Source organism: Aeromonas sp. QDB63, assembly GCF_027707425.1.
Classification (GTDB): domain Bacteria; phylum Pseudomonadota; class Gammaproteobacteria; order Enterobacterales; family Aeromonadaceae; genus Aeromonas; species Aeromonas caviae.
Map to the genome: position 1 here is coordinate 1 of NZ_JAPCIS010000047.1, position 23,606 is coordinate 23,606.

The window sequence follows — 23,606 nt, forward strand, 5'->3', positions numbered from 1 at the left end:
CGACTTGCATGTGTTAGGCCTGCCGCCAGCGTTCAATCTGAGCCATGATCAAACTCTTCAATTTAAGTTTGGTTGCCACTCTTTGTTACCAAGGAGTTGGCGGCTCAATGAATTGCTGAATTAACTGCTGCAACTAAAAGTTGCTTTGGTCACTTCATCAGACATTGAAAATCAAAAATTGTTTTTGATGCTCGATGCTGTGAGTGCCCACACAGATTGCTTGATTCAAATTGTTAAAGAGCGTCACGCTTATCGCGTTGAGGAGGCGCATCTTACGCTCCTCACTTCGAAAGTCAAGCGGTTGTTTTCGCTTTTCTTTCGGCGCCAACTTCCCAAGGAAGCTGGCTCATCAGGTTGGCGTGGTGCGCCGTGCTGGTAGGGGCGCATTATAGGGAGGCCGGTTACGATGACAAGGGATTTTTTGAAGAAAGTCACGGAAACTTCAAATTATCCAGTTAGAAACAACTTACCCAGTGTATATATACAATGTTATCCACAAGCTGATGATTTCAGCCCTCTTTTATTGGCATTTATCAGGATCTTCCTGGCTGAAGGAATGCCATACTGAAGCGGATAATTTGCCTCAAGTGGTCCATGGTAGCGTCTGGTCGTAAAGCTGGTTACCATGAAGGTGAATAGAGTGTTGCACCTTTTTTGCTTTCATTTACAAAAGGTCTTTAAAGATGAATTTATCCAAGTTTCCCGTTTATGTGCAGGCAGCAGTTCTTGCTCTGGTATTGGCGCTGCTCGGCTATCTGGTTGCCCAGGCCCTGCAGTTCTCTCTGAAAGTCGAAGTCATTTTTGCCGCCGGTCTGGCCATTGGCGGTTTCGTGGTACCGCTCTTCCTTAACCGTGCGCCTGCCACCGCCCTCGAACAGGCGACCAGCCAGGAGACCTGTACCTTATATGTAGGCAACCTGCCCTATCGCGCCAACGAGATTGCGGTGCGCGAACTCTTTGCCGAGCAAGGTCAGGTACTGTCAGTTCGTCTGATGAAGGACAAGGCCACCGGCAAACGCAGGGGCTTCGGGTTTGTGGAGATGCCTGTCGCCGATGCGGCCAAGGCCATCGCCGCGCTCAATGACAAGGAGTATCAGCAGCGCACCCTGAAAGTGCGTGAAGCAAATGACAAGCGGGACCGGGATGAGAAGGACGTCAACGACGTCGACGCCTGATATTCAGTACACCACTTCTTCGAGTGACGACAGCCCCCAAGCTTGCAAGGGGGCTGTCAGTTTCTGGGCCCCAGCATCCAGTCGCGTGCAGTAGGCACGTCCCGTCCCCTCGCCAGGCGCCTGGACCGGCAGTGTCGCCAGCAGATGCGCCACCCGCCTTGCCACGGCAAGACCCGAATCGACCAGTTGGCATTCCGGCATCAGCTGTTTGATCTCTTCGTTGAGCAAGGGGAAGTGGGTACATCCCAGTACCAGGGTATCCGGCCTCTCCTCCCCTTCCATCCAGTCTGCGAGCACCTCTCTGAGCAGGGCCATATTGACCGGCAACCCCGCCAGCTTGCGCTCGGCTTCGATAACCAGTTCGGTGGCCCCCTTCAGCAGCACATGCTTGCCCGGGGCGAACTGGGCGATGAGTTCATGGGTATAGTCACGGCTGACGGTGCCGGGCGTTGCCAGCAGACCGATGTAGCCGTTACGGGTCAGGGCGGCGGCAGGCTTGATCGCGGGGACCACGCCGACCACGGGAATGCTGAGTGCGGTACGCAGGGATGGCAGGGCAATGGTGCTGGCGGTATTGCAGGCGATCACCACCAGATCGATGGCGTGCTCCGCCACCATGTGGCTGACCAGTCCGGTACAAGCCTCGATGAGGGCCGCCTCACTCAGCTCGCCATAGGGAAAGTGGGCATTGTCGAAACTGTAGAAATAGTTGTGCTCCGGCAGAGCGCGACGGATCTCCCCATAGACAGTCAGACCGCCCATACCGGAGTCGAACACGAGAATATTGGCCACCTGAGCTCCCCCTTGAATGCGAGGCCGCGATCATACTCCCGCCCGTCGCCAATAGAAAAGGCCCTGCCAATGGCAGGGCCCCTGATTTTTCAGATCCAGACAAGGGGATCAGAGTGCGTAGTCCACCGTCACATAGTAGGCACGCTCGTCAGCCGGGTAACCCACCGAGGTCTGGTATTCCTTGTCCAGCAGGTTGCTGATCTTGCCGGAGACCTTCCAGGACGGTGCAACCTGATAGCCCACCGCCAGGTTCCACACGCTGTAGCCGCCCAGCTGGGTGGTATTGGCCGCGTCACCATAACGCTCACCCTGGTAGATCCAGCTCAGGGAGCCATCGAACTGCTGCCACTGCGCCTGGCTCACCCACTTGGCCCCCTTGCGGGAGATCAGCTGCAACTGCTTGTCGGTGACCTTGTCCTTGGGATCCTTGTATTCGGCGGAAACGCGATGGCTCAGCCAGCCGGTCTCGAACTCCCCTTCCAGCTCAACCCCTTCAATCCGCGCCTTGCCGACGTTTTGCGGCGTCCACATCCCCTGGCTGTCCGGTGCCCACTGGATCATCTGCTCGAAATCGTTGCGATAACCGGTCAAGCGCCACTCCACACCAGCGGTCTGCCCGTCCAGCATCAACTCGTGGCTTTTCGACTCTTCCGGCTTCAGGTCAGGATTGCCGGACCCCGGGTAGTAGAGATCGTTGAAGGAGGGGGCACGGAAACCGGTGCCGTAACGGGCACTGAGGCGATAATCCTCAACGAAGCGCCAGCCAGCGCCGGTTTGCCAGGTGTTGTGACGTCCGAACTGCTCGTTGTCATCGCTGCGACCGCTCAGCTCGGCCTGCCAGACCTGGTTGTCAAACTGGGCCAGGGCATAGAGCCCGGTGTTGTCACGCTCATCGGCCTCACTCGGGAAGGCGACGCCAGAGGAGCGGGAACTATCGTCCAGCATGTCGCGCTGCCAGTCGGCGCCGCCCCCCAGGGTCCAGCTCTCGTCCAACTTGACGCTGTTGACCCAGTTCAGGGTGTATTGACGGGTATAGAGTCGATCAGCGGACTGATCGCGGCCGCTGGTATCCGGGTAGTCGTAGGCATCCTGTTTGGAGAAGGCGCCGCGCAGCTCGCTCAGGTAGCGCTCGTCATGATAGCGGGAGCCGAGCTGGTAGCTCTGGTTCTCGGTCCAGGTCTCGTTGCGTTGATGAAACGCCGGGCCCCAGGCGGAAGCGGCAGAGGATCTGTCGTACTGGGCAATATTGCGGAACCAGCGGGTCGTACCGAACAGATCCCAGTTGCTGGCCAGCGCCTGCTGATAATCCACCATGGCGTTATAGCCCCGGTGTCCATGCTTGTCGCCATCGTTCACCCCGACGATGGGATGCACGTTGTAGCCGGTCTCGTCATCGAAACCACCAGCGACCTTGATCTGACCCGCATCACCCACCTGGCTGGCGCTGCTGAAGGCAGCCTGACGCTGCTTGTGGGAGCCCGCGCCCAGGTTGAACTTGTGCTGATTGGTCCCCTGGTCCGGGCGAGTGATGATGTTGATGACCCCACCGATGGCATCGGACCCATAAATGGTGGCGCGTGCACCGCGGATATATTCGATCCGCTCCACCTGGTTGAGGGGCAGGTTGTTGAGCTCGGTCATCCCGGCGGTCAGAGAGGCGCTGCGCACCCCGTCCACCAGCACCAGGGTCTGGGAAGAGGTGCCACCACGTACCCGAAGCGAGCTGAGCTGGCCGCGGCCGCCGTTGCTGACCACTTCCACGCCGGGCAGGGTCTTGACCACGTCGGTCACGGTCTGGGCTTGCAGGCGATCGATCTCGTCACGGGTCACCACGTTGACGGGAGCCAGCACACTGGAGGCAGGCTGGGCGACACGGGTAGCGGTCACCACCATGGTGGGATTGACAGGGATGGTCAGTTGTTGGGCAAAGGCCGCCGTTGGCAACAGGGCAGCCGCCAATAATGTCTTGGACATGAGAGATCCTTAAGTTCGCGTAAGCATCTACTTCGTGGCCGGTTTCTCTCGGCCCGAAATACGAACTTTGGCAGGTCTTCGGGCTTGGGGGCTGATGGCCTACGGCGACGGCTTCCCACCTGACGGCAGTGCCCTGATGTCGCTTCGTTCCCCCTTACCGCTGCGCGCCAGCTCCGGATTCTCACCGGATTCCCTTTTAAGCATGATGCGCCAAAGCGGGGGGATTATAGGCAGAGCCGCCTTGGATGTATAGCCATCTGGATTTCTAATGTCGTTTTTACCCAAAGCCGGTGCCAAGTGGCGCAGATCCTCGCCCCCTCTCGTACCTTGAGGCTCGTTGACCGTCATTAGAGCGGGTCAAAGACAAGAAATGTTGAGCCAGATCCCACGGCTTTTTGGTAACATGCGGCAAACGTTTGACATCCGAGGAAGCCGTAATGACGACCCCCCCTATGATCGGCCTGGTAATGGGCTCCGACTCTGACTGGCCCGTGATGCAGGCCGCCGCCCGCATCCTCAAGGAGCACGGCGTGCCCTATGAAGCGCGCGTCGTATCCGCCCATCGCACCCCGGATCTCCTGTTTGAATATGCCGCCAGTGCGCGCGATCGCGGTCTGCGCGCCATCATCGCCGGCGCCGGCGGTGCCGCTCACCTGCCGGGCATGCTGGCCGCCAAGACCACGATCCCGGTGCTGGGCGTGCCCATCCCCACCCGCCAGCTCAAGGGGATGGATTCCCTGCTCTCCATCGTGCAGATGCCCAAGGGCGTGCCGGTCGCCACCTTCGCCATCGGCGAGGCAGGTGCCGCCAATGCCGGTCTGTTCGCCGTGTCCCTGCTCTCTGTCGCCCAAGATGGCGACGCTCCCCGTTATCACCAGCAGCTCGACGGCTTCCGCGCCAAGGAGCGCGACCGAGTGCTGGCGCTCACCCTGGAGGAGCCGGCATGATACTGCCCCCCGCCACTTTGGGTATGCTCGGTGGCGGCCAGCTCGGCCGCTACTTCGTGATGTCTGCCCACCGTCTCGGCTACAAGGTGATCGTGCTGGACCCGGACCCCGTCAGCATCGCCGGTGCAGCCGCCGACGAGCAGATCGTTGCCGCCTATGACGATGCCGATGCCCTGCGCGATCTGGCCAGCCGCTGCGACGCCATCACCTGCGAGTTCGAAAACGTGCCCGCCGCCTCCCTGGCCCTGCTGGAGCAGTACAAGCCGGTGCGCCCGGCCGCGAGCGCAGTACGTGTCTGTCAGGATCGCCGGGAAGAGAAAGCCTTCCTGACCCGCGCTGGTGTACCGGTCGCCCCGAACCTGACCCTGCTGCCCGGCGAGCCGTTGCCCGCTCTGCCAAGCGACCTCTTCCCCGCCATCCTCAAGACCGCCCGCGAGGGCTACGATGGCAAGGGGCAGTGGACTATCCACAATGCGGGCGAATTGCCAGCGGCCCTGGCCGCCAGCGGTGTCCCTTGCGTGCTGGAAAAACGCCTGCCGCTGGAGGGGGAGTTTGCCCTCACCCTGGCCCGCAGTCCGAGCGGTGCCATCAGTGCCCTGCCCCTGGTGCAGAACTGGCACAGCGGCGGCATCCTGGATCAGACCCGCTCCCCGGCCAATGTGCCCGCCCTGGAGCGCGAAGCCCAGCGCATCGCCGAGCACATCATCGCCGCCCTCGACTATGTGGGTGTGCTGACGGTGGAGTTCTTCCTGGTCAGCGGTGAACTGCTGGTCAACGAGATGGCCCCCCGGCCCCACAATTCGGGTCATCCCAGCATCGACAACGCCGGTTGCAGCCAGTTCGAGTTGCAGGTGCGCGCCCTGTGCGATCTGCCGCTGCCGGCGCAGGCTGAGGTGCAGCCCGCCATCCTGCTCAACCTGCTCGGGGATCTGTGGCAAGACGGCACGCCGGACTGGGCCGGCGCCCTGGCCCTGCCCGGGGTCCACCTTCACCTCTATGGCAAGGGTGAGGCCCGCCCCGGCCGCAAGATGGGCCACGTCACCGTCACTGGCCGCGACTGGCCGGCGGTCGAGGCCACCGCGCACCAGCTGCGCGCCCTGCTGGGTCTGCCCCCACGCTGAGTCCACCCCTTGACATGCAAAGACCCGGGCCAAGGCCCGGGTCTTTTTTTATGATTTGAGAAGCGAGAGGGGTCAGGCCCTGTCGACAGCCGCAACGGGAGCCGGCAGGCGGATGGTGAGGGAGAGCACCAGGGCCACCACCAGCAACACCAGGATCAGGTTGAAGGTCGCCATGAAGCCGCCGAACAGGGAGGCCACGATGGAGCCGATGATGCTGCCCAGACCAAAGCCCAGATAGATGACGCCGTAGTTCTTGGTCAGGTTGTTGAGACCGAAGAAGTCGCTCACCAACGAGGGGTAGACGGTGATGGTGCCACCGAAACTAAACGCTACACAGGCCACCGCCACGAAGAAGAGGTTGGCATTGAGCGGCACGAACAGCAGCAGCGCCATGCCCGCCAGGGTAATCAACTGGGCGATGGTGATGACCCGGATACGGGACATCTTGTCGGAGAGGATGCCCAGCACCAGCCGGCCACCCAGGTTGGCCATGGCGATGATGGCGACGGCGTTGGCGGCGACCACGGCCGGCAGGCCCACCATCTTCTCGCCGATGTCCTTGGCCACGCCGATGACGTAGAGACCGCTCATGCAGGCAGTGAGGAACATCAGCGCCAACATCCAGTACTGGGGCTTGCGCATCGCCTCGGCCAGGGTGAAGTCGCGGCTCTCGCTCTGCTGCACGGCGGCGGCCTGCTGGGGCGCATCCTTCATCAGCATGCCACCCACCAGCACCATGGACATGGCGATCAGCCCCCACAGCTGGAAGGTGGTCTCCAGCCCATTGCTGGAGAGCAGCAGCAGGTTGATGTACTTGAAACCCAGGCTGCCGAGGCCATAAGCACCGATGGAACAGGCGGAGATGAGCCCCTTGCGCTCCGGGAACCACTTCACGCAGTTGGAGAGGGTCATCAGGTAGCCGGTACCGTCGGCAAAACCGACCAGGATGCCGGCGCAGAGGTAGAGCATCGCCAGGTTGCTGGCATGAGCGGTGAGGAAGAAGCCGATGCCGAGCAGCACGCCGGCGCCCAGGGTGACGTTGCGCACCCCGAAGCGCTCCTGCAGCTTGCCCGCCAGGGAGGAGGCCACCGCCAGGGAGAGGCTGAGCAGGCCGAAAGCGAAGGCGACCTGGCTGACCGGCTCGTCCAGCTTGTCGGAGAGCTGGGCGTTGAACAGGCTCCAGGTGTACACGGATCCCAGCGCGAACTGGGTGATGATGGTCCCCAACAGGGTGAGGTAACGGGTGCGATTCAGATCGATGGTCATGATGCGTCTCGAGGAATGGCCTTAAGGAAACTGGGGCCACTATAGGCAAGACGCCGCTCCCGCCGACCGATTACGGCATGAAATGCAGATCGGCGGGAATGAATGACAATCAGAGCCGCATCAGCTGACGGAATGCCTTGATGTTGCTGCGACTGACCGGCACCTCGAACGGCAGGTCATGGAGCCGAATGAGATAGGTGCTGTTGAACCAGGGCACTATCTCGCGGATCTTGTTGATGTTGACGCAGTAGGAGCGGTGGCAACGAAAGAACCCCTCGGCAGGCAACCGACTGACGAACTCGCTGAGGGTCATGGTCATCACGTAGCGATCGGTACGGGTGTAGACATGGGTCAGCTTCTCGTCGGCTTCCGCGTAGTAGATCTGCTCGCAGGGGGTGACGATGATGCGCTCCCCCTTCACCAGATTGACGGTGCGGTTCTGTGGCGTCCCGGACTCCGCACCCTGGGGCTGGGACTTGCCCGCCAGTTCGAGCTTCTGCAGCAGATTGATGAGGCGCGGCTCGTTGTAGGGCTTGAGGATGTAGTCGAATGCCTCCAGCTCGAACGCCTCCACCGCAAACTCCTTGTAGGCGGTGACGAAGACGATGTGGGGCGGATGGCTGGACTTGTGCAGGTTCTTGGCCAGCAGCAGGCCGTCGATGGCGGGGATCTGGATATCCAGAAACACCACATCCACCTCGTGATCCTGCAGATACTTGAACGCCTCCAGCCCGTCTTCGAAGCTCGCCACTATCTCGATATTGCTGTGCTGCCCCACCAGAAAGGCCAGCTCCTCGCGGGCCAGATACTCATCTTCCACAATGATCGCTTTCAGCATGACATTGCCCCCATAAGGAGCACAGGAGAGGCCAGCTCCTCCCGTATCAAACATTCGTCTTCCACTATGATCGCTTTCAGCATGGCATTGCCTCCTGATCAGGCAGATAGAAACAGACTTCGGTCCCCGGCTCCAGCCGCTTGAGGTGCAGGCCGTCGCCATAGAGCAGCTTGACCCGCTGATGCACGTTCATCAGACCGATGCTGCGGCTCTCCACCCGACCGGCGGCGACCCCGTCGATCACCGCCTGGCTGATGCCGTAGCCGGTGTCGCGCACCGCGACCCGGATGCCGCCCGCCAGCTGCTTCACCTCAATGGTGACCCGACCCGGCGCACTGCGGGGCTGGATGCCGTGCAGGATGGCGTTTTCCACCAACGGCTGCAACAGCAGGCTCGGCACCTGGATATGCACGTCGTCCACCTCGAACACCACCTCCAGCTTGTCGCCGAAGCGGGCCTGCTCGATGGCCACGTAGTCGCGCACCTGCTGCAGCTCCTCCTGGATGTCGATGAGGGTGTCCCCCTTGTTGAGGTTGTAGCGCAGGTAGTCCGCGAGGTTCGCGATCAGCTGGCGTGCCTGCTGGGGACGGATGCGGATCAGCGACGAGATGGCATTGAGGGCGTTGAACAGGAAGTGGGGGTTGATCTTGCTCTGCAGCGCGGTGAACTCCGCCTTGCGGGTCATCTCCTTGAGCTGCTCGATGCGCGACACCTCCATCTGGGTGGAGATAAGCTGGGAGAGGCCCACCGCCATCTCCTTGAGGGAGCTGGTGATGCTGTGGGTGCGGCGGTAGTAGATCTTGAGGGTGCCGCTGACGGCGCCGTTTTCCCGCAGCGGAATAATGATGACCGAGTGAAAGTCGGCCAGATGGTACTGGCGCAGATCGTTGTTGATGATGATCTGGTCCAGCAGCACCGCTCTGTGGGTCATGTCGCTGATGGCGTGGTGCTCGTCCAGCTCGTAGTAATCCTTGCCCACCCCCACATAGGCCAGCACGTCACGGGTATCGGTGATGGCCACCGCATCGGCGCTGATCTCGCTGCGAATGATGCCGCACACCTGGCTAAGGGAGTGGCGATCGATGTTCTGGAAAAACGGCAACGTCTTGTTGGCGATGTCGAGCGCCAGCTTGGCCTGCTTGGCGGCAATCAGCTCCTTCTCGTCGTCCAGGTCCTGCACCAGCTTGATGATGAGCCCGATACAGAGCGCCCCGGCGATCATCGGGTAGGCAATATGACTGACAATCTCCACACCTACCGCATGGGGCTCGGTCAGTTGCCAGATAAGCAGCATGGTCAGCCCCTCGCAGGCCATCCCCGCCAGGATGCCATAGAGCCAGAGCCGCGACTTGCGACAGCGCAGGTGCAGCCAGGTGGCGAGCAGGCCGGCGATGATGCTGGCGATGAGACAGGGAATGGAGGTGTGGCCATCCATGTCGATGAGGTAGCGGTGCAGCCCCGAGATGACCCCGGCTGGAATACCGACCCAGGGGCCGAACAGGATGCCGCCCGAGATGATGGCGATTATCCGCACGTTGATGAGAGCCCCCTCCACCGGAATGCCGGTGTAGGTGCTGAACACCGCGAACAGACAGAAGATGGCCGCCACCAGCACCAGCTCGGCCGGGGTGTGGTCACGCTTCTGGAACAGTCGCTGGAACGGCCGGGTGCGGGTGAGAAGAAAGAGCGTCATCAGCATCAGCGCCGCCCGCTCAAACACCGCCAACAACATCATCTGATTTTCGAGCATGGCTCTCCTCCGTCAATGGCATGGCGCCAGGGGGCGGATCATACCCCTTATCTGCCGCCGACTCATGGGCGAATCCGGGGAGAGCGGTTCAGCTTTCGGGGAAAACGCCGATAAGAGGAGGCCCTCGCCAAGGAGGGCCCAGTCCGACAAAGGAGATAACTATGTTTCAAAAAAGCATGGTGCTGGCAGTGATGATCGGTTGCAGCAGTGCCGCCGTTCACGCCAATACGCAGGTGAGCCAGCTGAACTGGCAGGCCACCGCCAGCAAAGAGACCAACATGGAAGTAGCGCTTACCCACCCAGGCCTCCAGGCCATCAATTCGGATCCGGCACAGGCTCCCGTCCAGATCCTCGCAGCTGACCTGGGCCACCCGGATTTCAACACCACCTATCGCTTGCAAGCCCGCGCACTCTACGGCTCCCTGCCACAGCAGGATGATCTCCGGATCACGCTGGCGCTCAACGGACAACCCCTCGAAGCAAGCCGCGCCCTCCCCCTGGCGCAGGCGACCCGCTATTACCTCAGCTATCAGGCCCCGTCAGCCAGACCGGACCAGGTGGGCGACGCCGCCTATGAGTTGATGGTGTACTGGCTGGGCTGACCACAGGATCCGAAGGCATGTTCCCATGCCTTCATTCCTCCCCGTCCATCACCTGTAGTTGGGTCGCTGCCAGCCGAACGACCTCGTACTCTTGCTGCAAACGGGCCAGCGCCTCGGGCAGCCTGGCCTGATCGAGCTCCCAGGATTCTATTTCGCTGCAGGTCGCCACCAGTTTCAGAGTGCCCATTATTCTGGCGCCCCCTTTCAGGCGATGTATGCGGTCGATGAACTGGCCAACATGCCCCTCCTCCGCAGCCCGTTGCAATCCCGCGATATCGTCGTCACTGGCCCGCACGAACTCGGCCAGCAGAGGCACCATCAGGGTCGACTGGTGTGCAGTCAGCGGCCCCAGATACCGCCGGATCTCCTCCATGCAGGCGGCCATGTCACTCTGCTCTTCCCGCTGCATGTGCCGACGCAGGCAGTGCTCGAGCGCCTCCAGTCCGACGGGCTTAAAGAGACAGTCATCCATCCCTGCCGCCTGCCCTTCATTGATCTGCTCCTGCCGCGCATCGGCCGTCAGCCCGAGGATCACGGTGCGTCGCCAGCCGTGCAGCCGCTCCAGCTCACGGCACTGACGAGCCAGCTCGAATCCGTTCATGCCGGGCATGTTGAAGTCGGTCATGACGACATCCACCCTGGCTTCGACCAGCCGCCGCAGCGCCTCTTCTCCCGACTCGACGGCCGTGGCGTCATGACCCAGATAGGCCAGCTGCTGGCTGACCAGCAACCGGTTGGCTGGATGATCGTCCACGACCATGATCTTCAGTCGCCGCCCCGGCTCCACCACCGGATCCTGTGCAAGCGCAGCGGGCATCGCCACGGCATCGGCCACCGGCAGCTTCATCTCGACACTGACCCGGGTCCCCTGCCCGGGCGTACTCTCCAGTTTCAAGGAGCCGCCCATCGTCTCGCACAGGGAGCGGGAGATCATCAGACCCAGGCCTGTACCCGACTGCTGGATTTTCTCGGGTTGGCTGGCCTGGCTGAAGGGCTCGAACAGCCTGGCCTGCTCGGCCTGATCGATGCCGATGCCGGTATCCAGGATGGTGAGCTGCACGGTACACCAGCCATCGCTGACCCGGGAGGCCAGCGTCACCGTGACCGACCCGCGATCGGTGTACTTGATGGCGTTGCTGATCAGGTTGGAAACGACCTGCTTGTAACAGAGGCCATCGATCTGCACCCAGGACGGATCGCCCGTGACGAGCTCCAGCCGCAGGTTTTTCTGCCTCGCCAGCGCAGTGAATACGGTGACGACCGACGCTGTCAGGGTCACGATGTCATGGGGTTCGGGGGCCAGTTCGAACCGGCCAGACTCGATCTTGGAAATATCCAGGATGTCGCCGATGAGGCTCAGCAGATCGCTGGCCGAGCCATGGGCAATGGCGAGGGAGGCCTGATCCTCCTCGTGCAGCCGACCCCGCTTGAGCGCCAGTTCCAGCAAGCCGATGATGGCATTCATGGGGGTACGGATCTCGTGGCTCATGGTCGCGAGGAAGGTGCTCTTGGCACGGTTTGCCTCCTGGGCCTCCTGGCTGGCCACCGCCAGCTCATCGAGCAGGCGTACCCGTTCGCTGACGTCGATCCAGCCTCCCACGCCCCCCTGCACATTGCCGTCCAGATCGTAGTAAGGCTGAACCCAGTGATAGACGTCGACCCCGCCCGTCGGCAGGCCCAGACGGTGATCCCCCTCCTGGGCGCGGCGGCTGTCACAGGAAAGCATCAGATCCCCGTGCAGGGGAGCAAGAAAAGGCCAGCGCGTGCGCGCGTCGTCCAGGCCCGTGCCGAGCAGACCGACCTTGGGCTCGCCAAGGAAGCTGGCATAGCTGCTGTTGCACAGCACCAGGATCCCGTTCAGATCCCGCGCATAGATGGGGTGAGGTGTCCCGTCCACCAGATCGGCGATGAACTTGAGCTGGGTGCTCAGCGCCCCCTCCACCAGCCGCCGCTCGCGGATCTGCTTGCGCAGGGACAGGCCCCACAGGCCAACCCAGAGGGTCAACAGCAGGATCAACGCGATAAAGACCCCGAACTCCTGAATCAACTCCTGCCAGGAGACACTCTCCTGTTTGACATTGACCCGCCAGCGGTTGGAGAGTCCTTCCAGCTCATCCGGCGGAATGATGGCAATCACCTTGTCCAGAATGTCCCGTAGTACGGGATGCGCGGGGGTGACCGCAAACGCGGCACCGATGGGGATGGAATCGAACAGCTCTCCCGTGATGAGCAGGCTGTCGGGGAATTTGCTGTTGACGTAGTACTTGGCCACCCGCAGCGGCAGTATGGTCACATCGCACACTTCCATCGCCACACAACGCATGGCGTCTTCAATCGTATCGAACTGCCGCGACGTCAGCTTGCCGTATTCCGCCTCGATGGCCTGGGTCGAAATAAAGCCCCTGACCATGGCCACGGTGCCGGTCTTGAGCAGCGATGCAGGGGGGACCTCCCTGTGGCGCAGCCCCACCACATAGGAGAGGGGATCGAGGACAAAGGCCCGGCTGAACAGATAGCGGTTCCTGCGCTCGGCAGAGGGGCTCAACACTCCCGCATCCACCTGGCCGCTATCCAGCAACTGAGTCATCTGCTCCGGTGTCTTGGCAGGCACCACCTCGAGCTCCACTCCCAGCTTGGCCCGCATGACCTGCAGCAGATCGGCGACCACGCCGTGCATGGTACCGGTGACGTCATAGAAACTGAGGGGAGGGATGCCGCTGTTCACCGCAATCCGGATTTTCTCCCGCTTGCCCAGCCATTTCCATTGCTCGCGGCTCAGGTCGATCCTGCTGGCACCGATGGAGAGACCGCCCCCATTCCAGCGTTTGGCCACTTCCGCTCGCTTGCCATCGAGGATCTCCCCCAGCGCGATATCCATGATCCTCTTGAGTCGCCGCTCCTTGGGGTTGAGGGCAAAGGCAAAACCGGCGGTATCGATATAGAGCGGCTTCAATAATTGAATGCTGTTCTGATAGAACTTGTTGACGATGAAATTGCCGGAGATCATGTCCACCATGACGGCATCAACCTGACCATATGCCACCGCGGACAATGCACTATAGCGGGACGGGTATATTTTAATTTTGTAGTCCGACAGGTAGCGCATGATGTCCATGAATGGCAAATAATACTCCGGCACGGCTATTGTTCTTATTTCCCGCTCTTTGACCTGAATGTTTTTATAGATGGCAGGGTCATCAGCAATATATTTGTCAGTCAGCAGAAGATGCTGTTCACGCTCATAGGAGTTGGAGGTACTCAGCAGATCGATCTCCCCCCGCTGGAGCGCTTCAATGGCAGCCGCCCTGGAGGGATATCCCTTCACCAGGATCTCGATGTGCAGCAGATGGGTCAGCATGCCGACAACGTCGGCCGTCACCCCTTCATAAGCATTCGCCCTCAGGGTGATGTCCATAGGCGGGTTGTCAGGTCTGGGCACCCCCAGGATCAGCCGCTCGCGCTCCTGCAACCAGCGCCACTCCTCCCCATGCAGCGGTAAGGGGCTGGCATCGAGGTATTCCCCGCCATCCCGCGAATAGACTTGCAGCAGGGGCTCTTCCGGTTCCCGGGCCACCAGTGGCCACGCCCAGACCAGCGCCAGCAGGAACAGCAGCGGTTTCCCCCTGTTCACAGCAGTTTCTGCCGTCTGGCCAGACTGATCAGATCAACGATGTTGGTGATGTTGAGTTTCTTCATCAACCGGGTCTTGTAGGTACTGACGGTTTTCTCGCTCAACAGCATGCTTTGGGCAATCTGCTTGTTGGCATGGCCCTGACAAATCTGCAGCAGCACGCTCATCTCGCGGGAAGAGAGGGTCGACAGCAGATCTTCCCGATCGACGGTGTGGGCATGTCTGGCGCCGGCGATGACGTCACGGGGGTAATAGAGTTGCCGCTTCTCTATTTTTGCGATCGCATCCTTCAGCAAATACAAATCATCCAGCTTGGACAAGAACCCCTCGGCACCGGCTTGCAGGCACCGCACCATAATATGGTGGGTGGACTGTGCAGACAGCACCAGAATCTTGGCGCCAATATCCAGCATCTTGATTCTTTTTATCACTTCGATGCCATCAAGCTGAGGTATTCCAATATCAAGGATAACAATATCTGGATGAGTGTTTCTGGCCATGGCGATAGCATCGACACCATTATCCACTTCGCCTAAAACATGATGTTCATCCTGCTTCAACAACATGTTCACGGCCATTCTTATTGCTGGATGATCATCTACTATCAATACCTTCGCCATATATAGATCCGTTATTCAGCCCTGTCCGACGAGCATATTAACTACAAATCAAGCAACGACACCATACAGCCTGACCTTGTTTTCAAGATGTTAAATAAATATAAAAATGGCATTTTCAAGTTAATCATCATTATAGCTGCATTTATTTTTATATATTTATCAATATATTGCATTTTATTTGATTCGTATGGAGCTTGCTGATTGCCGGGTCCCCTCCCTCGTTGAATTCCCCTCCTTCCCGGCTTTTCCAGCCGGCATCCACCCACGAGAAAAAGACCGAAAAAACATATAAATCAAATACATGGGAAGCTACAAGCCACTGAAAGAAAAAGAAAAAAATTTATTTTACAAGGGGTTCCCCCCATTCCCCTTTGGGATTTTTCCTACACACCATTCGGTCGATCAAAACAGATCCGATCGCTATCTTGGTCGACGAAAAAACAAGCTGGTCCGAGGAGAAGCCTATTCCAGGTCCGGCTGCCACGACTGGTCGAATCGTCACCAACGTGGCAAGGCATGCCCCTGACGGGCAATGAACCAACCGGGTGGTCACAACCATCCAGAAGATATGTAGGAAATATCGTAATGAAGAAGACTCTGATTGCTCTGTCCGTGGCTACCCTGGGCTTTGCCGCCACCGCTCAAGCCGCCGTAGAAGCGTCTGCCGTCGCGACCTGGCAGGCCACTGCCAAGAAAGACACCACTTCCGAGCTGGTGGTCACCCCGCTCTCCAGCCTCTCCTTCCAATATGCCGAAGGGATCAAGGGGTTCAACACCGTCAACGGCCTGTTCGATGTCGCCATCAAGGGTGATGCCAGCGCGACCGACTTCACCCTGAAGGCGAAGAAGCTGAACGGCACCCTGAATCACCTGGGTGGCGACTCCACCGTCGATGTGGGCGTGCTGTGGGGCGGCGCACCGGTCAGCACAACCGCCTACACCACCCTGATCGACACCGCTGCCGGCATCACGGGGGGGAATCTGTCTCCTCTTGCCAACGGCTTCAAGAACGATGCCGAACGCGTCACGGCGCAGGGTTCCTTCACTTTCAACATTGAAAGTGCCACTGCCAGTGGCACCCCCACCACCTTTGACGCCCTGCCGGACGGCCTGTGGAGCGGTGAAGTCAACGTCGAGTTCGTAGCGAACTGGAGCTAACTCATCCACCGCATACCATTGAGGGCCCTGCGGGGCCCTTTGTTCTCTTAGGGGCACATCATGAACCTGAAAATTGCAGCGATATGGCTGCTGCTCATTCCCGGTATCAGCCAGGCGATCAATGTCGGCGCCGTCACCACCTTCATCGATGCAGGCAGCCAGGAGGTCGCCAAACAGATTGAAAATGGCAGCGACCAGGCCAGGTTGGTCACGATCAGCGTGACACGCATCACCTCACCGGAAGAGGGAGGGCAGGAGATCCCCATGGAAGTCAGCGGCGAGCTGATGTTGTCACCCAGTCGGCTGATGCTGCCCGCCAATGCCAGAAACAACGTGAGGTTCTTTTACAAGGGCCCGCAGGATGACCAGGAGCGTTACTACCGCATCCGCTGGCTGGACACGGCGCTCTCCGTCGACGATCAGCGCAACGAACGCCGTCAGGCTGTTGCCACCACGTCAGCACAGATAGGCACCATTCTGGTGGTAACACCACGCCAGCACCGATTCGCCTATGACCTGAAGGACGACACACTCACCAACCAGGGCAATGCCTCCTATCGCACGGTAGCGTATGGCCCCTGCCTGAAAGGCGAGGAGCTGTGCAAGGAAACCTACTACGACCTGCCGGGCAAGCAACGCCGGTTCAAGCAGGTCAATATGCGTGATCCAAAGAGCCACCTGGGACTCTGGCTGGGTCAGGAATTCGTCGTCATCAAGTAATCCCCAATCACGGTACCGCTCCACCCTCTTGCAGGGTGACGGCTCTCGTTCTCCACACCCGGAACCATGGTGCTCGATATGTTGAAAAAAGCCTGGCTGTTGCCGCTCTCCTGGCTGATTGCGATGTCAGCCTCGGCCAGCACTGCTGCCCCTCTCAAAATTGCCAACGTCATCATTCCTGCCAGTTTTGCCAAGGCGCTGGAAGAGGGGCTGGCGGTACCGGTACGCCTGCGATACACGGATGAGGACAACAGGATCGACACCCTGACCGACGACACCATCGGCAATGCCACCCTGCTGCTGCAAGACGGCAAGCTGCACTTGTTGCACCTTGATTTCAGTGCCGGCCAGCAGCAAGGCGTACTGAACGATGCCCTTACCACTCTGCTCTCCAGCAAGCAAAGACGCACTTTTTCTGCCGATGGCGACTTGCAGATCGATGCCGATGCCAGCATGCAGCTGGACCTCGTCGCCATGCTGCTCACCATCCGGGTGTCACGGGATGCCTTTGGCCAGGCGAGGCAATCTGACAACCGTGTCGCACTGACCCCGACGGTGGACACCCTGACGGGCGTACAGCGCTACAACCTGGGTTACTCCTTCATCAATACCCCCCAGAGCGGACACCAGGACTCCAATTTCCTGCAGCTGGAGAGTACCGTCGGGCTGGGCGCGCACCATGTCGCCGTGGATGCCTCCCTTTACAACCTGGGTGAGCCGGAGCAGAGCGGCGATATCTACCGCGCCATGTACGAACGGGATCTCGATGATCGCCGCATCGCAGCAGGCATGGTCTCGACATGGGACCTGCAGACCCTGGGGGTGGTGACGGGCCTGACCACGGGTCGCCTCTACGGCGCATCCTATGGCAACCAGGCGCAATCTCGAAAACAGACCACCAACGAATCGACCACTCCGGTGCAAGTCTTCATGCCCGCCAACGGCGAGGTCAGGGTCTATCGGGATGAGCGCCTGATAGGCCTGCAAAACCTGGCGATCGGCAACCAGCACATCGACACCTCCGCGTTCCCCAACGGGGTCTACAACGTCACGGTCGAAGTCTATGTCGACGGCCGCCTGACCAGCACGACCATCCAGCGAGTCACCAAGCTGGGCGGCAATCAGGGCTTTACCCGGGAGTGGGGATGGCAATGGTGGGGAGGCATGATGGAGAACAGCCAGCACAGCGGCGATTCCCCCCTGCTCGGTCTGTCGCTGGCACGCTCGCTGGATGCCCTTGATCTGGCGACGACCACCTATGCGTTCAGGGATGCGGCCGTCGGCGAGGCACGCGCAAGCTGGCAGGTCACGGATCGCCTCGGCACCCAGTTGCAAAGCATGCTCTCCACCGATCACTCCTGGCGGCTGGCGTCCAGCCTTTCCTGGCAAGCCCATGACAATGCCTCCCTGTGGGTCAGCCAGGAAAAACTGTATGCAGGCGATGCCCTGGGAGTGAGTGCAACCGAGCTCTACTCTGCCGGCATCACGATCAATCTGGGTGGCTGGGTCAGCGGCATGGGCCAGCTGACCTTCAACACCACGCACGACCGTCAGATGAACAGCGATCGCAGTTATGCGGATTACTACCAGCACCTCTATGCGGGCCGATACGGCAACCTCTCCATGCGCGCCAGCCTGCAGAGCGACAGTGGCACACTCAATGGATTCAGCAACAAGAGCATCACCCTGGACTACGCCATCCCGTTCGACAATCTGTTCAGCTTCGGCATGAGCAGCAACGAGCAGGGCCAGACCACGGCCAACCTCAACTATCAGAAGCGCATGGAGGGAGCCATCAACCTGGCCGCACTGAATGCCTCCCGCATGATGCACGGCAGCGACACACACAATATGGCGCTTTCCGGCACCCTGGGGTTCGAGAACAGGGTCATCGGCGGCACCATGACGCTGGGTCGCGGTCATGGCGGCGACGTGAATGGCAACCTGATTGCACGGGGTGCCCTGATCACCACGGAGAACGACGTGATCGCATCCAGCCGGAGCACCTCTGGTTCAGGCCTCATCATCAATACCGGCATCCACCGGGAAGGACAGATGCTCGCCAAGGTGAATGGACAGGACTACCCCCTGCAAGGGGAACAGACCTTCCTGGCGCTCCCGCCTTATCAGGAATACGAGGTGGAACTGCTCAACAGCAAGACAGGCAAGGACAGCTATGACATCAACACCGGCAAGCAGCGCTACACCCTGTTCCCCGGCAACGTCGCCACTCTGGATGCCGGCAGCAGCATCAAGGAGATGGTCACCGTGTTTGGCGTACTCAGGGCAGAAGATGGCTCGCTGCTTGCTAACGCCCGCATTGACAACCACATCGGCACCACGGTGACCAACGAGGTCGGCGAGTTCACCCTGGACGTGGACAAGGCCAACCCCATGCTGACTTTCCGCCGGGGAAGCGACTTCTGTGAAGCCGACCTGGATCTTGCACAACACACGGGCGCGGCCTGGGTCGGCATCGTGACCTGCCAGGGACTGCCCACCTACGCCATGGTGAGAGAGTATTGAACATGAACATCACACACCGATTGCTGCTGGTCATTGCACTTGGCGCCGGCTGGGCACAGCAAGGCAGTGCGGCTGTCACAAAATATAATCTGGCTGATGCCGATCTTCGTCATTTGCTGTTTATTGAAAATCAGGAGGACAACAATTTATTCATTACCCCAACCGATTATCTGGACCCTCGCCTGTCGGGTGGCAATGCCTGGACGTCCGACTCCAGACAGGTCAGCCTGGCATATGCAGACAATGGCTATAACTACACAGTCACCAACGACAATATCGACATGTGGGAAAACGGCCCGATTCGGTATCCTTATATCAATCAGCGTTGCATAAAGAGCTGGTCTGGATGTGACCCGCAAACGGCAGAAGCGGTCAACAAGCCGAGCGTCGTCAATGAAACAGGTTTCTTTGGATTAACGAAGGCGGCAACTGGATATGCTCATGCAAAATTGAGCGCCAGCTTCTTTGATTACCTGCGCACCATGCCGGTTGGAGCCATCCTGAACAGGGAAATGAACCTCTGCAGGACCACCAGAGCCTATGATGCAGCCTCGGGTGAGCGTTGCATAGATCAAAGCAGCGGCACCTGGTATGTGAGAAAGGTACAGCACAAGAAAGCGGGTCATCTGCGCTTTATACAGACCAATGCCATCAGTGAAGTGATCGTGGACAGCAATGGAGCCCCCTATGTGTTACCCGGTTCACAAGGCTGCGAGAATTATCGGCTGGGTACCCGTGATGGCATTCTCTGCCGTTTTCTTGACTACGATTTCAGTCAGGATGGTAGCCAGTCATTTTCCGATCCCTATGTATACACAAACATAAAAAATGCGGCCCTGAACAGCGCCATTGCCAGTGCAGATGTGCAAATGAGCGCAAATCTCACCAATTGGGCAAGCAAGGGTGCTGACTACAAGATCGGCTATCTCAATGGGCAATCGTCTATTTATCTGTTTCTCTCCAGTAATTTTTTCAAACAGGTGGTCAGACTCGGGCTTCAGGATCAACTGACAAGAAGTTTGATTAACTTCAACATGCGAAATGTCAAAGCACCAGAAAGTGGGTTTTATGAATTCAGTGGCACCACAGAAATCGTGATAAAACCGCGGGACTTCAGCGTATCCATCTTGTCTTCGGAGGGCGTCAGCAATCCTTACAGGGAGGGGCAGGTCGGAAAAGACATTCTGAGCTTCTCATACAATATCTCTGATAGCGGCCCCATCAGTGCCGATATGCTGGAAATTTCTATTTCACAGGACAGAGGGTCGCCTTATCGGGGATATTGCACTTTCTATCCGGCAGGCTCCTTCGCACCTGAACAGGCCGTCCCCATCCCTACCAGGCTGGTATTCGATTCGGTGGCTCATGGAGCGGGTTCACGGCACGCCATTCGCTGCGATCGCACACCGGTGGATATTCGCACCCTCGGAATACAGGACAATCAACCACCGCAGGAGTGGAATGATCCCGTCAACGGCCAGGGCATCACCCGGTTTTACAAGCTGGCGCTGGAATTCGACCTGACCGATCCCATGGTGCAGCGCACCATGGGCGACGAGATGTGGGAAGGCGAGGTGGAACAAAGCGGCACCATCACCATCAAGGGGACCTGGCGCTGACCATGGAGTACAACATGCATCGTCTACTTTGGCCCTTGCTGGGCGGCTTGCTGGCCTCACAGGCCGCCGCCCTCGACATCGGCGCCATGACTCTTGCCATGGTGCCAGAGCAGGAGTTCATTACCAGAACCCTGACCAACAACAGTGCTTCACCCAAGCTGTACGACATACAGATGGAAAAAATCAGCGACCCCACGGCCAGAGGCAGGACACTGCCCACCGTCCCCGGTGAGCTGCTGTTTGCCCCCAGGCGCTTCACCCTGCACGCCAGACATGCCCAGAACGTCAAGTTCTACTACAAGGGGCCCGCCGATGACCATGAGCGTTACTACCGCATCACCTTCACCGAGTCACCGGCAGCCCAGGTGGATGAAGGCAGCCAGACGCAGCACCGGGGAACCGTCGAGGTGAAGCTGGCCCTGCAGTCCATCCTGGTGGTGCGCCCGCGTCAGTCACGTTTTGCATACCAGCTGGACCCGGTACAGAGCGCCATCACCAATACCGGCAACACCTATTTCGAGTTCATGGTGAAACAGGGCTGCCAGCAGGCGGACAGCGAGGCGGACAGCAAGTACCTGCTGCCCGGGGAGACCTACCACAATCCCGGGATCAATCAGCCGGGCAACCAGAAGCTCATCGTCTACCAGTCCCGCTTCATCCCGGTGGGCAAGGATTGCTGGCCAGACTAGGTGCCCGACACCGGACGGTCAGCAATCCCCAGGGTCAGGAGGAGAGCGTCGCCAGCCTGGCCGCAAACCCCATGAAGAAGAGACCGATAAGGCCGTTGCCGAGACGGGCCGCCGTCTGGCGCTGACGGAAGAAGCGGGCCATCAGGGTACCGCCGAAGATCAGCAGGGTCAGATAGACGAAGCTCATCGCTTCCAGCATGCCAGCCAGCACCAGGTAGGAGATCCAGGTGTGGGCATAGCTGAAGTCGATGAACTGCACGAAGAAAGAGACGTAGAACAGGATCGCCTTGGGATTGGTGAGGCTCAGGGTGAGGGCCTTGGTAAAATAGCGCTCACCGGGATCCATCTCGGACGCCGGTCCCGCCTTTTTGGCGATGAAGTTCGCGTGCAGGATCTTCACCCCCAGATAAAGCAGATAGATGGCGCCCAGATAGCGCACCAGGGTAAACAGCAATGGGGTAGTGCGAATGAGGGACGCGATCCCCAGATAGGCGCAGAAAATGAGGATGGCATCGCCGACGAAGACGCCGAGGGCGGCGCGATAACCCGGGCCTATGCCGCGCACGGCACCGGTTCGCAGCACGTAGAGGGAGTTCGGGCCCGGGGCGATGATGATGAAGAAGAGACCGACCAGATAGGTCCAGACGTTGATGACACCCAGGCTTTCGAACATGTTCCCTCCATGGCGGGTGATGGGCCGGATAACGGCGGCAGGCCTTCTATACTAATCCGCCCCGCGCCAAGCACAAGATCTGACCAGCCATCCACACGCCGTCAGCATGAACGGCCTGCGCGCCGCGCGAACGCAATCCGGGCGTTCGCCCACTTTGGTTATGTCCAGATGCGCCGGGATAGGGCATGGTAGAGGGAGTGATACCCCAGCCATGGACAAGACCTTGAGTACCGACACCCCGATCACCGCCCCGCCCGCGGTGGACAACCCGACTACCACCGCTTATCCGGTGATCGCCGCCATCAGCTTCTCGCACCTGTTGAACGACATGATGCAGTCGGTACTGCTGGCCATCTATCCCCTCCTGAAGCTGGGGCTCGATCTGTCGTTCACCCAGATAGGTCTCATCACCCTCACCTACCAGTTCACGGCCTCGCTGCTGCAACCCCTGATCGGCCTCTATACCGACCGCAGACCCATGCCCTACTCCCTGCCTCTGGGCATGGGCTTCACGCTGGTGGGGCTGCTCTACCTGTCGCAGGCGGGCAGCTTTGGCGCCGTGCTGTTGTCGGCCATGCTGATCGGCATGGGCTCCTCCGTCTTCCACCCGGAATCCTCCCGGGTCGCCCGCATGGCGGCCGGCAACCAGCCCGGTCTGGCCCAGTCTCTGTTCCAGATCGGCGGCAATCTGGGATCGGCCATCGGCCCCCTGCTCGCGGCGCTCATCATAGTGCCGAAGGGACAGGGCAGTGCGGCCTGGTTCTCGTTGTTCGCACTCATCGGGGTCATCGTGCTCAGCTTCGTCGGCCGCTGGTCCAGCCACCATGCCGCCAGCTTCCATCGGCGGATGAGAGCCCATGCCGGTACCGGCCTGAGCCGCCGCCAGATTGGCTGGTCACTGGCCATCCTCGGTCTGCTGATGTTCTCCAAGTTCTTCTACATGGCCAGCCTGAGCAGCTATTACACCTTCTACCTGATGGACAAGTTCCACCTGTCGCTGGAGAGCGCCCAGCTCTATCTGTTCGCCTTCCTGTTTGCCGTCGCGGCGGGGACCGTGCTCGGCGGGCCGCTCGGCGATCGCATCGGTCGCAAGCGGGTGATCTGGATCTCCATCCTCGGCGTCGCTCCCTTCACCCTGCTGCTGCCCCACGTCGACCTGTTCTGGACCTCGGTGCTGTCGATCGTCATCGGCCTCATCCTGGCGTCGGCCTTCTCCGCCATCCTGGTCTACGCCCAGGATCTGGTACCCGGCAAGGTCGGCACCATTTCCGGCCTCTTCTTCGGCTTCGCCTTCGGCATGGGAGGGATAGGGGCCGCCCTGCTGGGCAGATTGGCCGATGCCACCAGCATCGAAACCGTCTATCAGGTCTGCGCCTATCTGCCCCTTATTGGCCTGCTGACCGCCTTCCTGCCCAATATCAGGAGAGGCTAGGCTGTGTTCTCAAAATGCTGGTTTTCTGTCCACACATAACTCGCGCAAGTAGCGAAGGCAAAAAGCCAGTTTG

18 protein-coding genes, 1 rRNA gene and 1 riboswitch are annotated in these 23,606 nt (G+C 59.8%); of the genes, 10 read left to right on the forward strand and 9 right to left on the reverse strand.

Features of this window, described 5'->3' with window-relative positions; genetic code table 11:
- A 16S ribosomal RNA gene (locus PG879_RS19230) occupies window positions 1–64 on the reverse strand; the annotation flags it as partial.
- 619 nt (window positions 65–683) lie between these two features.
- On the opposite strand from PG879_RS19230, the gene PG879_RS19235 reads away from it, so the two are divergent.
- Window positions 684–1,175, forward strand: a complete 492-nt coding sequence (locus PG879_RS19235; protein ID WP_029313407.1) for an RNA recognition motif domain-containing protein — start codon at window positions 684–686, stop codon at window positions 1,173–1,175.
- Between the two features lie 3 nt (window positions 1,176–1,178).
- Here the strand turns inward: PG879_RS19235 and murI are convergent, their stop codons facing one another.
- Window positions 1,179–1,967, reverse strand: coding sequence for a glutamate racemase (gene murI / locus PG879_RS19240; protein ID WP_010672351.1), 789 nt, complete (start codon window positions 1,965–1,967; stop codon window positions 1,179–1,181).
- A 108-nt stretch (window positions 1,968–2,075) separates the two neighbouring features.
- Entirely contained in the window at window positions 2,076–3,941 is a 1,866-nt protein-coding gene (locus tag PG879_RS19245; RefSeq protein ID WP_041212100.1) for a TonB-dependent receptor domain-containing protein, read from the reverse strand.
- A 52-nt stretch (window positions 3,942–3,993) separates the two neighbouring features.
- Window positions 3,994–4,171, reverse strand: a riboswitch (cobalamin riboswitch).
- Window positions 4,172–4,378: 207 nt separating this feature from the next.
- On the opposite strand from PG879_RS19245, the gene purE reads away from it, so the two are divergent.
- Both purE and PG879_RS19255 read left to right on the forward strand, forming a co-directional pair.
- Window positions 4,379–4,888 carry a 5-(carboxyamino)imidazole ribonucleotide mutase gene (purE, locus tag PG879_RS19250; protein WP_029313402.1) on the forward strand — a complete coding sequence of 170 codons (510 nt, stop codon included), beginning with the start codon at window positions 4,379–4,381 and terminating at the stop codon, window positions 4,886–4,888.
- Window positions 4,885–6,009, forward strand: a complete 1,125-nt coding sequence (locus tag PG879_RS19255; protein WP_270830580.1) for a 5-(carboxyamino)imidazole ribonucleotide synthase — start codon at window positions 4,885–4,887, stop codon at window positions 6,007–6,009. Before purE ends, PG879_RS19255 begins: the two co-directional genes overlap by 4 nt.
- Before the next feature lie 72 nt (window positions 6,010–6,081).
- Here the strand turns inward: PG879_RS19255 and PG879_RS19260 are convergent, their stop codons facing one another.
- The 3 genes from PG879_RS19260 to PG879_RS19270 form a co-directional block, all read right to left on the reverse strand.
- The gene (locus tag PG879_RS19260) at window positions 6,082–7,275 is read right to left on the reverse strand and encodes an L-lactate MFS transporter (protein ID WP_045522696.1); all 1,194 of its coding nucleotides are present in this window, start codon (window positions 7,273–7,275) and stop codon (window positions 6,082–6,084) included.
- Between the two features lie 109 nt (window positions 7,276–7,384).
- On the reverse strand, window positions 7,385–8,113 hold the full coding sequence (locus PG879_RS19265) for a LytR/AlgR family response regulator transcription factor (RefSeq protein ID WP_039040685.1): 729 nt from the start codon (window positions 8,111–8,113) through the stop codon (window positions 7,385–7,387).
- A gap of 76 nt (window positions 8,114–8,189) precedes the next feature.
- Entirely contained in the window at window positions 8,190–9,863 is a 1,674-nt protein-coding gene (locus PG879_RS19270; RefSeq protein WP_221366014.1) for a sensor histidine kinase, read from the reverse strand.
- 161 nt (window positions 9,864–10,024) lie between these two features.
- Between PG879_RS19270 and PG879_RS19275 the strand changes: the two genes are divergently transcribed.
- Window positions 10,025–10,465: a hypothetical protein gene (locus tag PG879_RS19275; RefSeq protein ID WP_134997914.1), complete on the forward strand. Its 441-nt coding sequence runs from the start codon at window positions 10,025–10,027 to the stop codon at window positions 10,463–10,465.
- A 31-nt stretch (window positions 10,466–10,496) separates the two neighbouring features.
- Here the strand turns inward: PG879_RS19275 and PG879_RS19280 are convergent, their stop codons facing one another.
- Complete coding sequence (locus PG879_RS19280) at window positions 10,497–14,096, reverse strand: ATP-binding protein (RefSeq protein ID WP_405696756.1); 3,600 nt, start codon at window positions 14,094–14,096, stop codon at window positions 10,497–10,499.
- A complete protein-coding gene (locus PG879_RS19285) occupies window positions 14,093–14,716 on the reverse strand; it encodes a response regulator transcription factor (protein WP_029313398.1) in 624 nt (207 codons plus the stop codon). Before PG879_RS19285 ends, PG879_RS19280 begins: the two co-directional genes overlap by 4 nt.
- A 585-nt stretch (window positions 14,717–15,301) precedes the next feature.
- Between PG879_RS19285 and ecpA the strand changes: the two genes are divergently transcribed.
- From ecpA to PG879_RS19310, 5 genes are all read left to right on the forward strand, one after another.
- Window positions 15,302–15,874 carry a common pilus major fimbrillin subunit EcpA gene (gene ecpA / locus PG879_RS19290; RefSeq protein ID WP_010672341.1) on the forward strand — a complete coding sequence of 191 codons (573 nt, stop codon included), beginning with the start codon at window positions 15,302–15,304 and terminating at the stop codon, window positions 15,872–15,874.
- 60 nt (window positions 15,875–15,934) lie between these two features.
- Window positions 15,935–16,594: a fimbria/pilus periplasmic chaperone gene (locus PG879_RS19295; protein WP_270830581.1), complete on the forward strand. Its 660-nt coding sequence runs from the start codon at window positions 15,935–15,937 to the stop codon at window positions 16,592–16,594.
- Between the two features lie 78 nt (window positions 16,595–16,672).
- Window positions 16,673–19,120: a fimbrial biogenesis outer membrane usher protein gene (locus PG879_RS19300; protein WP_266142459.1), complete on the forward strand. Its 2,448-nt coding sequence runs from the start codon at window positions 16,673–16,675 to the stop codon at window positions 19,118–19,120.
- A 2-nt stretch (window positions 19,121–19,122) separates the two neighbouring features.
- On the forward strand, window positions 19,123–20,739 hold the full coding sequence (locus tag PG879_RS19305) for a hypothetical protein (RefSeq protein ID WP_039040679.1): 1,617 nt from the start codon (window positions 19,123–19,125) through the stop codon (window positions 20,737–20,739).
- A 14-nt stretch (window positions 20,740–20,753) separates the two neighbouring features.
- The gene (locus PG879_RS19310) at window positions 20,754–21,428 is read left to right on the forward strand and encodes a fimbria/pilus periplasmic chaperone (protein ID WP_234916892.1); all 675 of its coding nucleotides are present in this window, start codon (window positions 20,754–20,756) and stop codon (window positions 21,426–21,428) included.
- Window positions 21,429–21,462: 34 nt separating this feature from the next.
- Here PG879_RS19310 and leuE read toward each other — a convergent pair whose 3' ends face one another.
- Window positions 21,463–22,101, reverse strand: coding sequence for a leucine efflux protein LeuE (gene leuE, locus PG879_RS19315; protein ID WP_010672336.1), 639 nt, complete (start codon window positions 22,099–22,101; stop codon window positions 21,463–21,465).
- A gap of 211 nt (window positions 22,102–22,312) precedes the next feature.
- On the opposite strand from leuE, the gene PG879_RS19320 reads away from it, so the two are divergent.
- Window positions 22,313–23,533, forward strand: coding sequence for an MFS transporter (locus tag PG879_RS19320; protein WP_041214206.1), 1,221 nt, complete (start codon window positions 22,313–22,315; stop codon window positions 23,531–23,533).
- The last annotated feature ends 73 nt before the right edge of the window (window positions 23,534–23,606 follow it).

Bases quoted from the DNA above. Each gene is read 5' to 3' on its own strand.
- PG879_RS19235 (WP_029313407.1), top strand. From the start codon at position 684: ATGAATTTATCCAAGTTTCCCGTTTATGTGCAGGCAGCAGTTCTTGCT.
- PG879_RS19245 (WP_041212100.1), bottom strand. From the start codon at position 3,941: ATGTCCAAGACATTATTGGCGGCTGCCCTGTTGCCAACGGCGGCCTTT.
- purE (WP_029313402.1), top strand. From the start codon at position 4,379: ATGACGACCCCCCCTATGATCGGCCTGGTAATGGGCTCCGACTCTGAC.
- PG879_RS19255 (WP_270830580.1), top strand. From the start codon at position 4,885: ATGATACTGCCCCCCGCCACTTTGGGTATGCTCGGTGGCGGCCAGCTC.
- PG879_RS19260 (WP_045522696.1), bottom strand. From the start codon at position 7,275: ATGACCATCGATCTGAATCGCACCCGTTACCTCACCCTGTTGGGGACC.
- PG879_RS19265 (WP_039040685.1), bottom strand. From the start codon at position 8,113: ATGCTGAAAGCGATCATTGTGGAAGATGAGTATCTGGCCCGCGAGGAG.
- PG879_RS19270 (WP_221366014.1), bottom strand. From the start codon at position 9,863: ATGCTCGAAAATCAGATGATGTTGTTGGCGGTGTTTGAGCGGGCGGCG.
- PG879_RS19275 (WP_134997914.1), top strand. From the start codon at position 10,025: ATGTTTCAAAAAAGCATGGTGCTGGCAGTGATGATCGGTTGCAGCAGT.
- PG879_RS19285 (WP_029313398.1), bottom strand. From the start codon at position 14,716: ATGGCGAAGGTATTGATAGTAGATGATCATCCAGCAATAAGAATGGCC.
- ecpA (WP_010672341.1), top strand. From the start codon at position 15,302: ATGAAGAAGACTCTGATTGCTCTGTCCGTGGCTACCCTGGGCTTTGCC.
- PG879_RS19295 (WP_270830581.1), top strand. From the start codon at position 15,935: ATGAACCTGAAAATTGCAGCGATATGGCTGCTGCTCATTCCCGGTATC.
- PG879_RS19300 (WP_266142459.1), top strand. From the start codon at position 16,673: ATGTTGAAAAAAGCCTGGCTGTTGCCGCTCTCCTGGCTGATTGCGATG.
- PG879_RS19305 (WP_039040679.1), top strand. From the start codon at position 19,123: ATGAACATCACACACCGATTGCTGCTGGTCATTGCACTTGGCGCCGGC.
- PG879_RS19310 (WP_234916892.1), top strand. From the start codon at position 20,754: ATGCATCGTCTACTTTGGCCCTTGCTGGGCGGCTTGCTGGCCTCACAG.
- leuE (WP_010672336.1), bottom strand. From the start codon at position 22,101: ATGTTCGAAAGCCTGGGTGTCATCAACGTCTGGACCTATCTGGTCGGT.
- PG879_RS19320 (WP_041214206.1), top strand. From the start codon at position 22,313: ATGGACAAGACCTTGAGTACCGACACCCCGATCACCGCCCCGCCCGCG.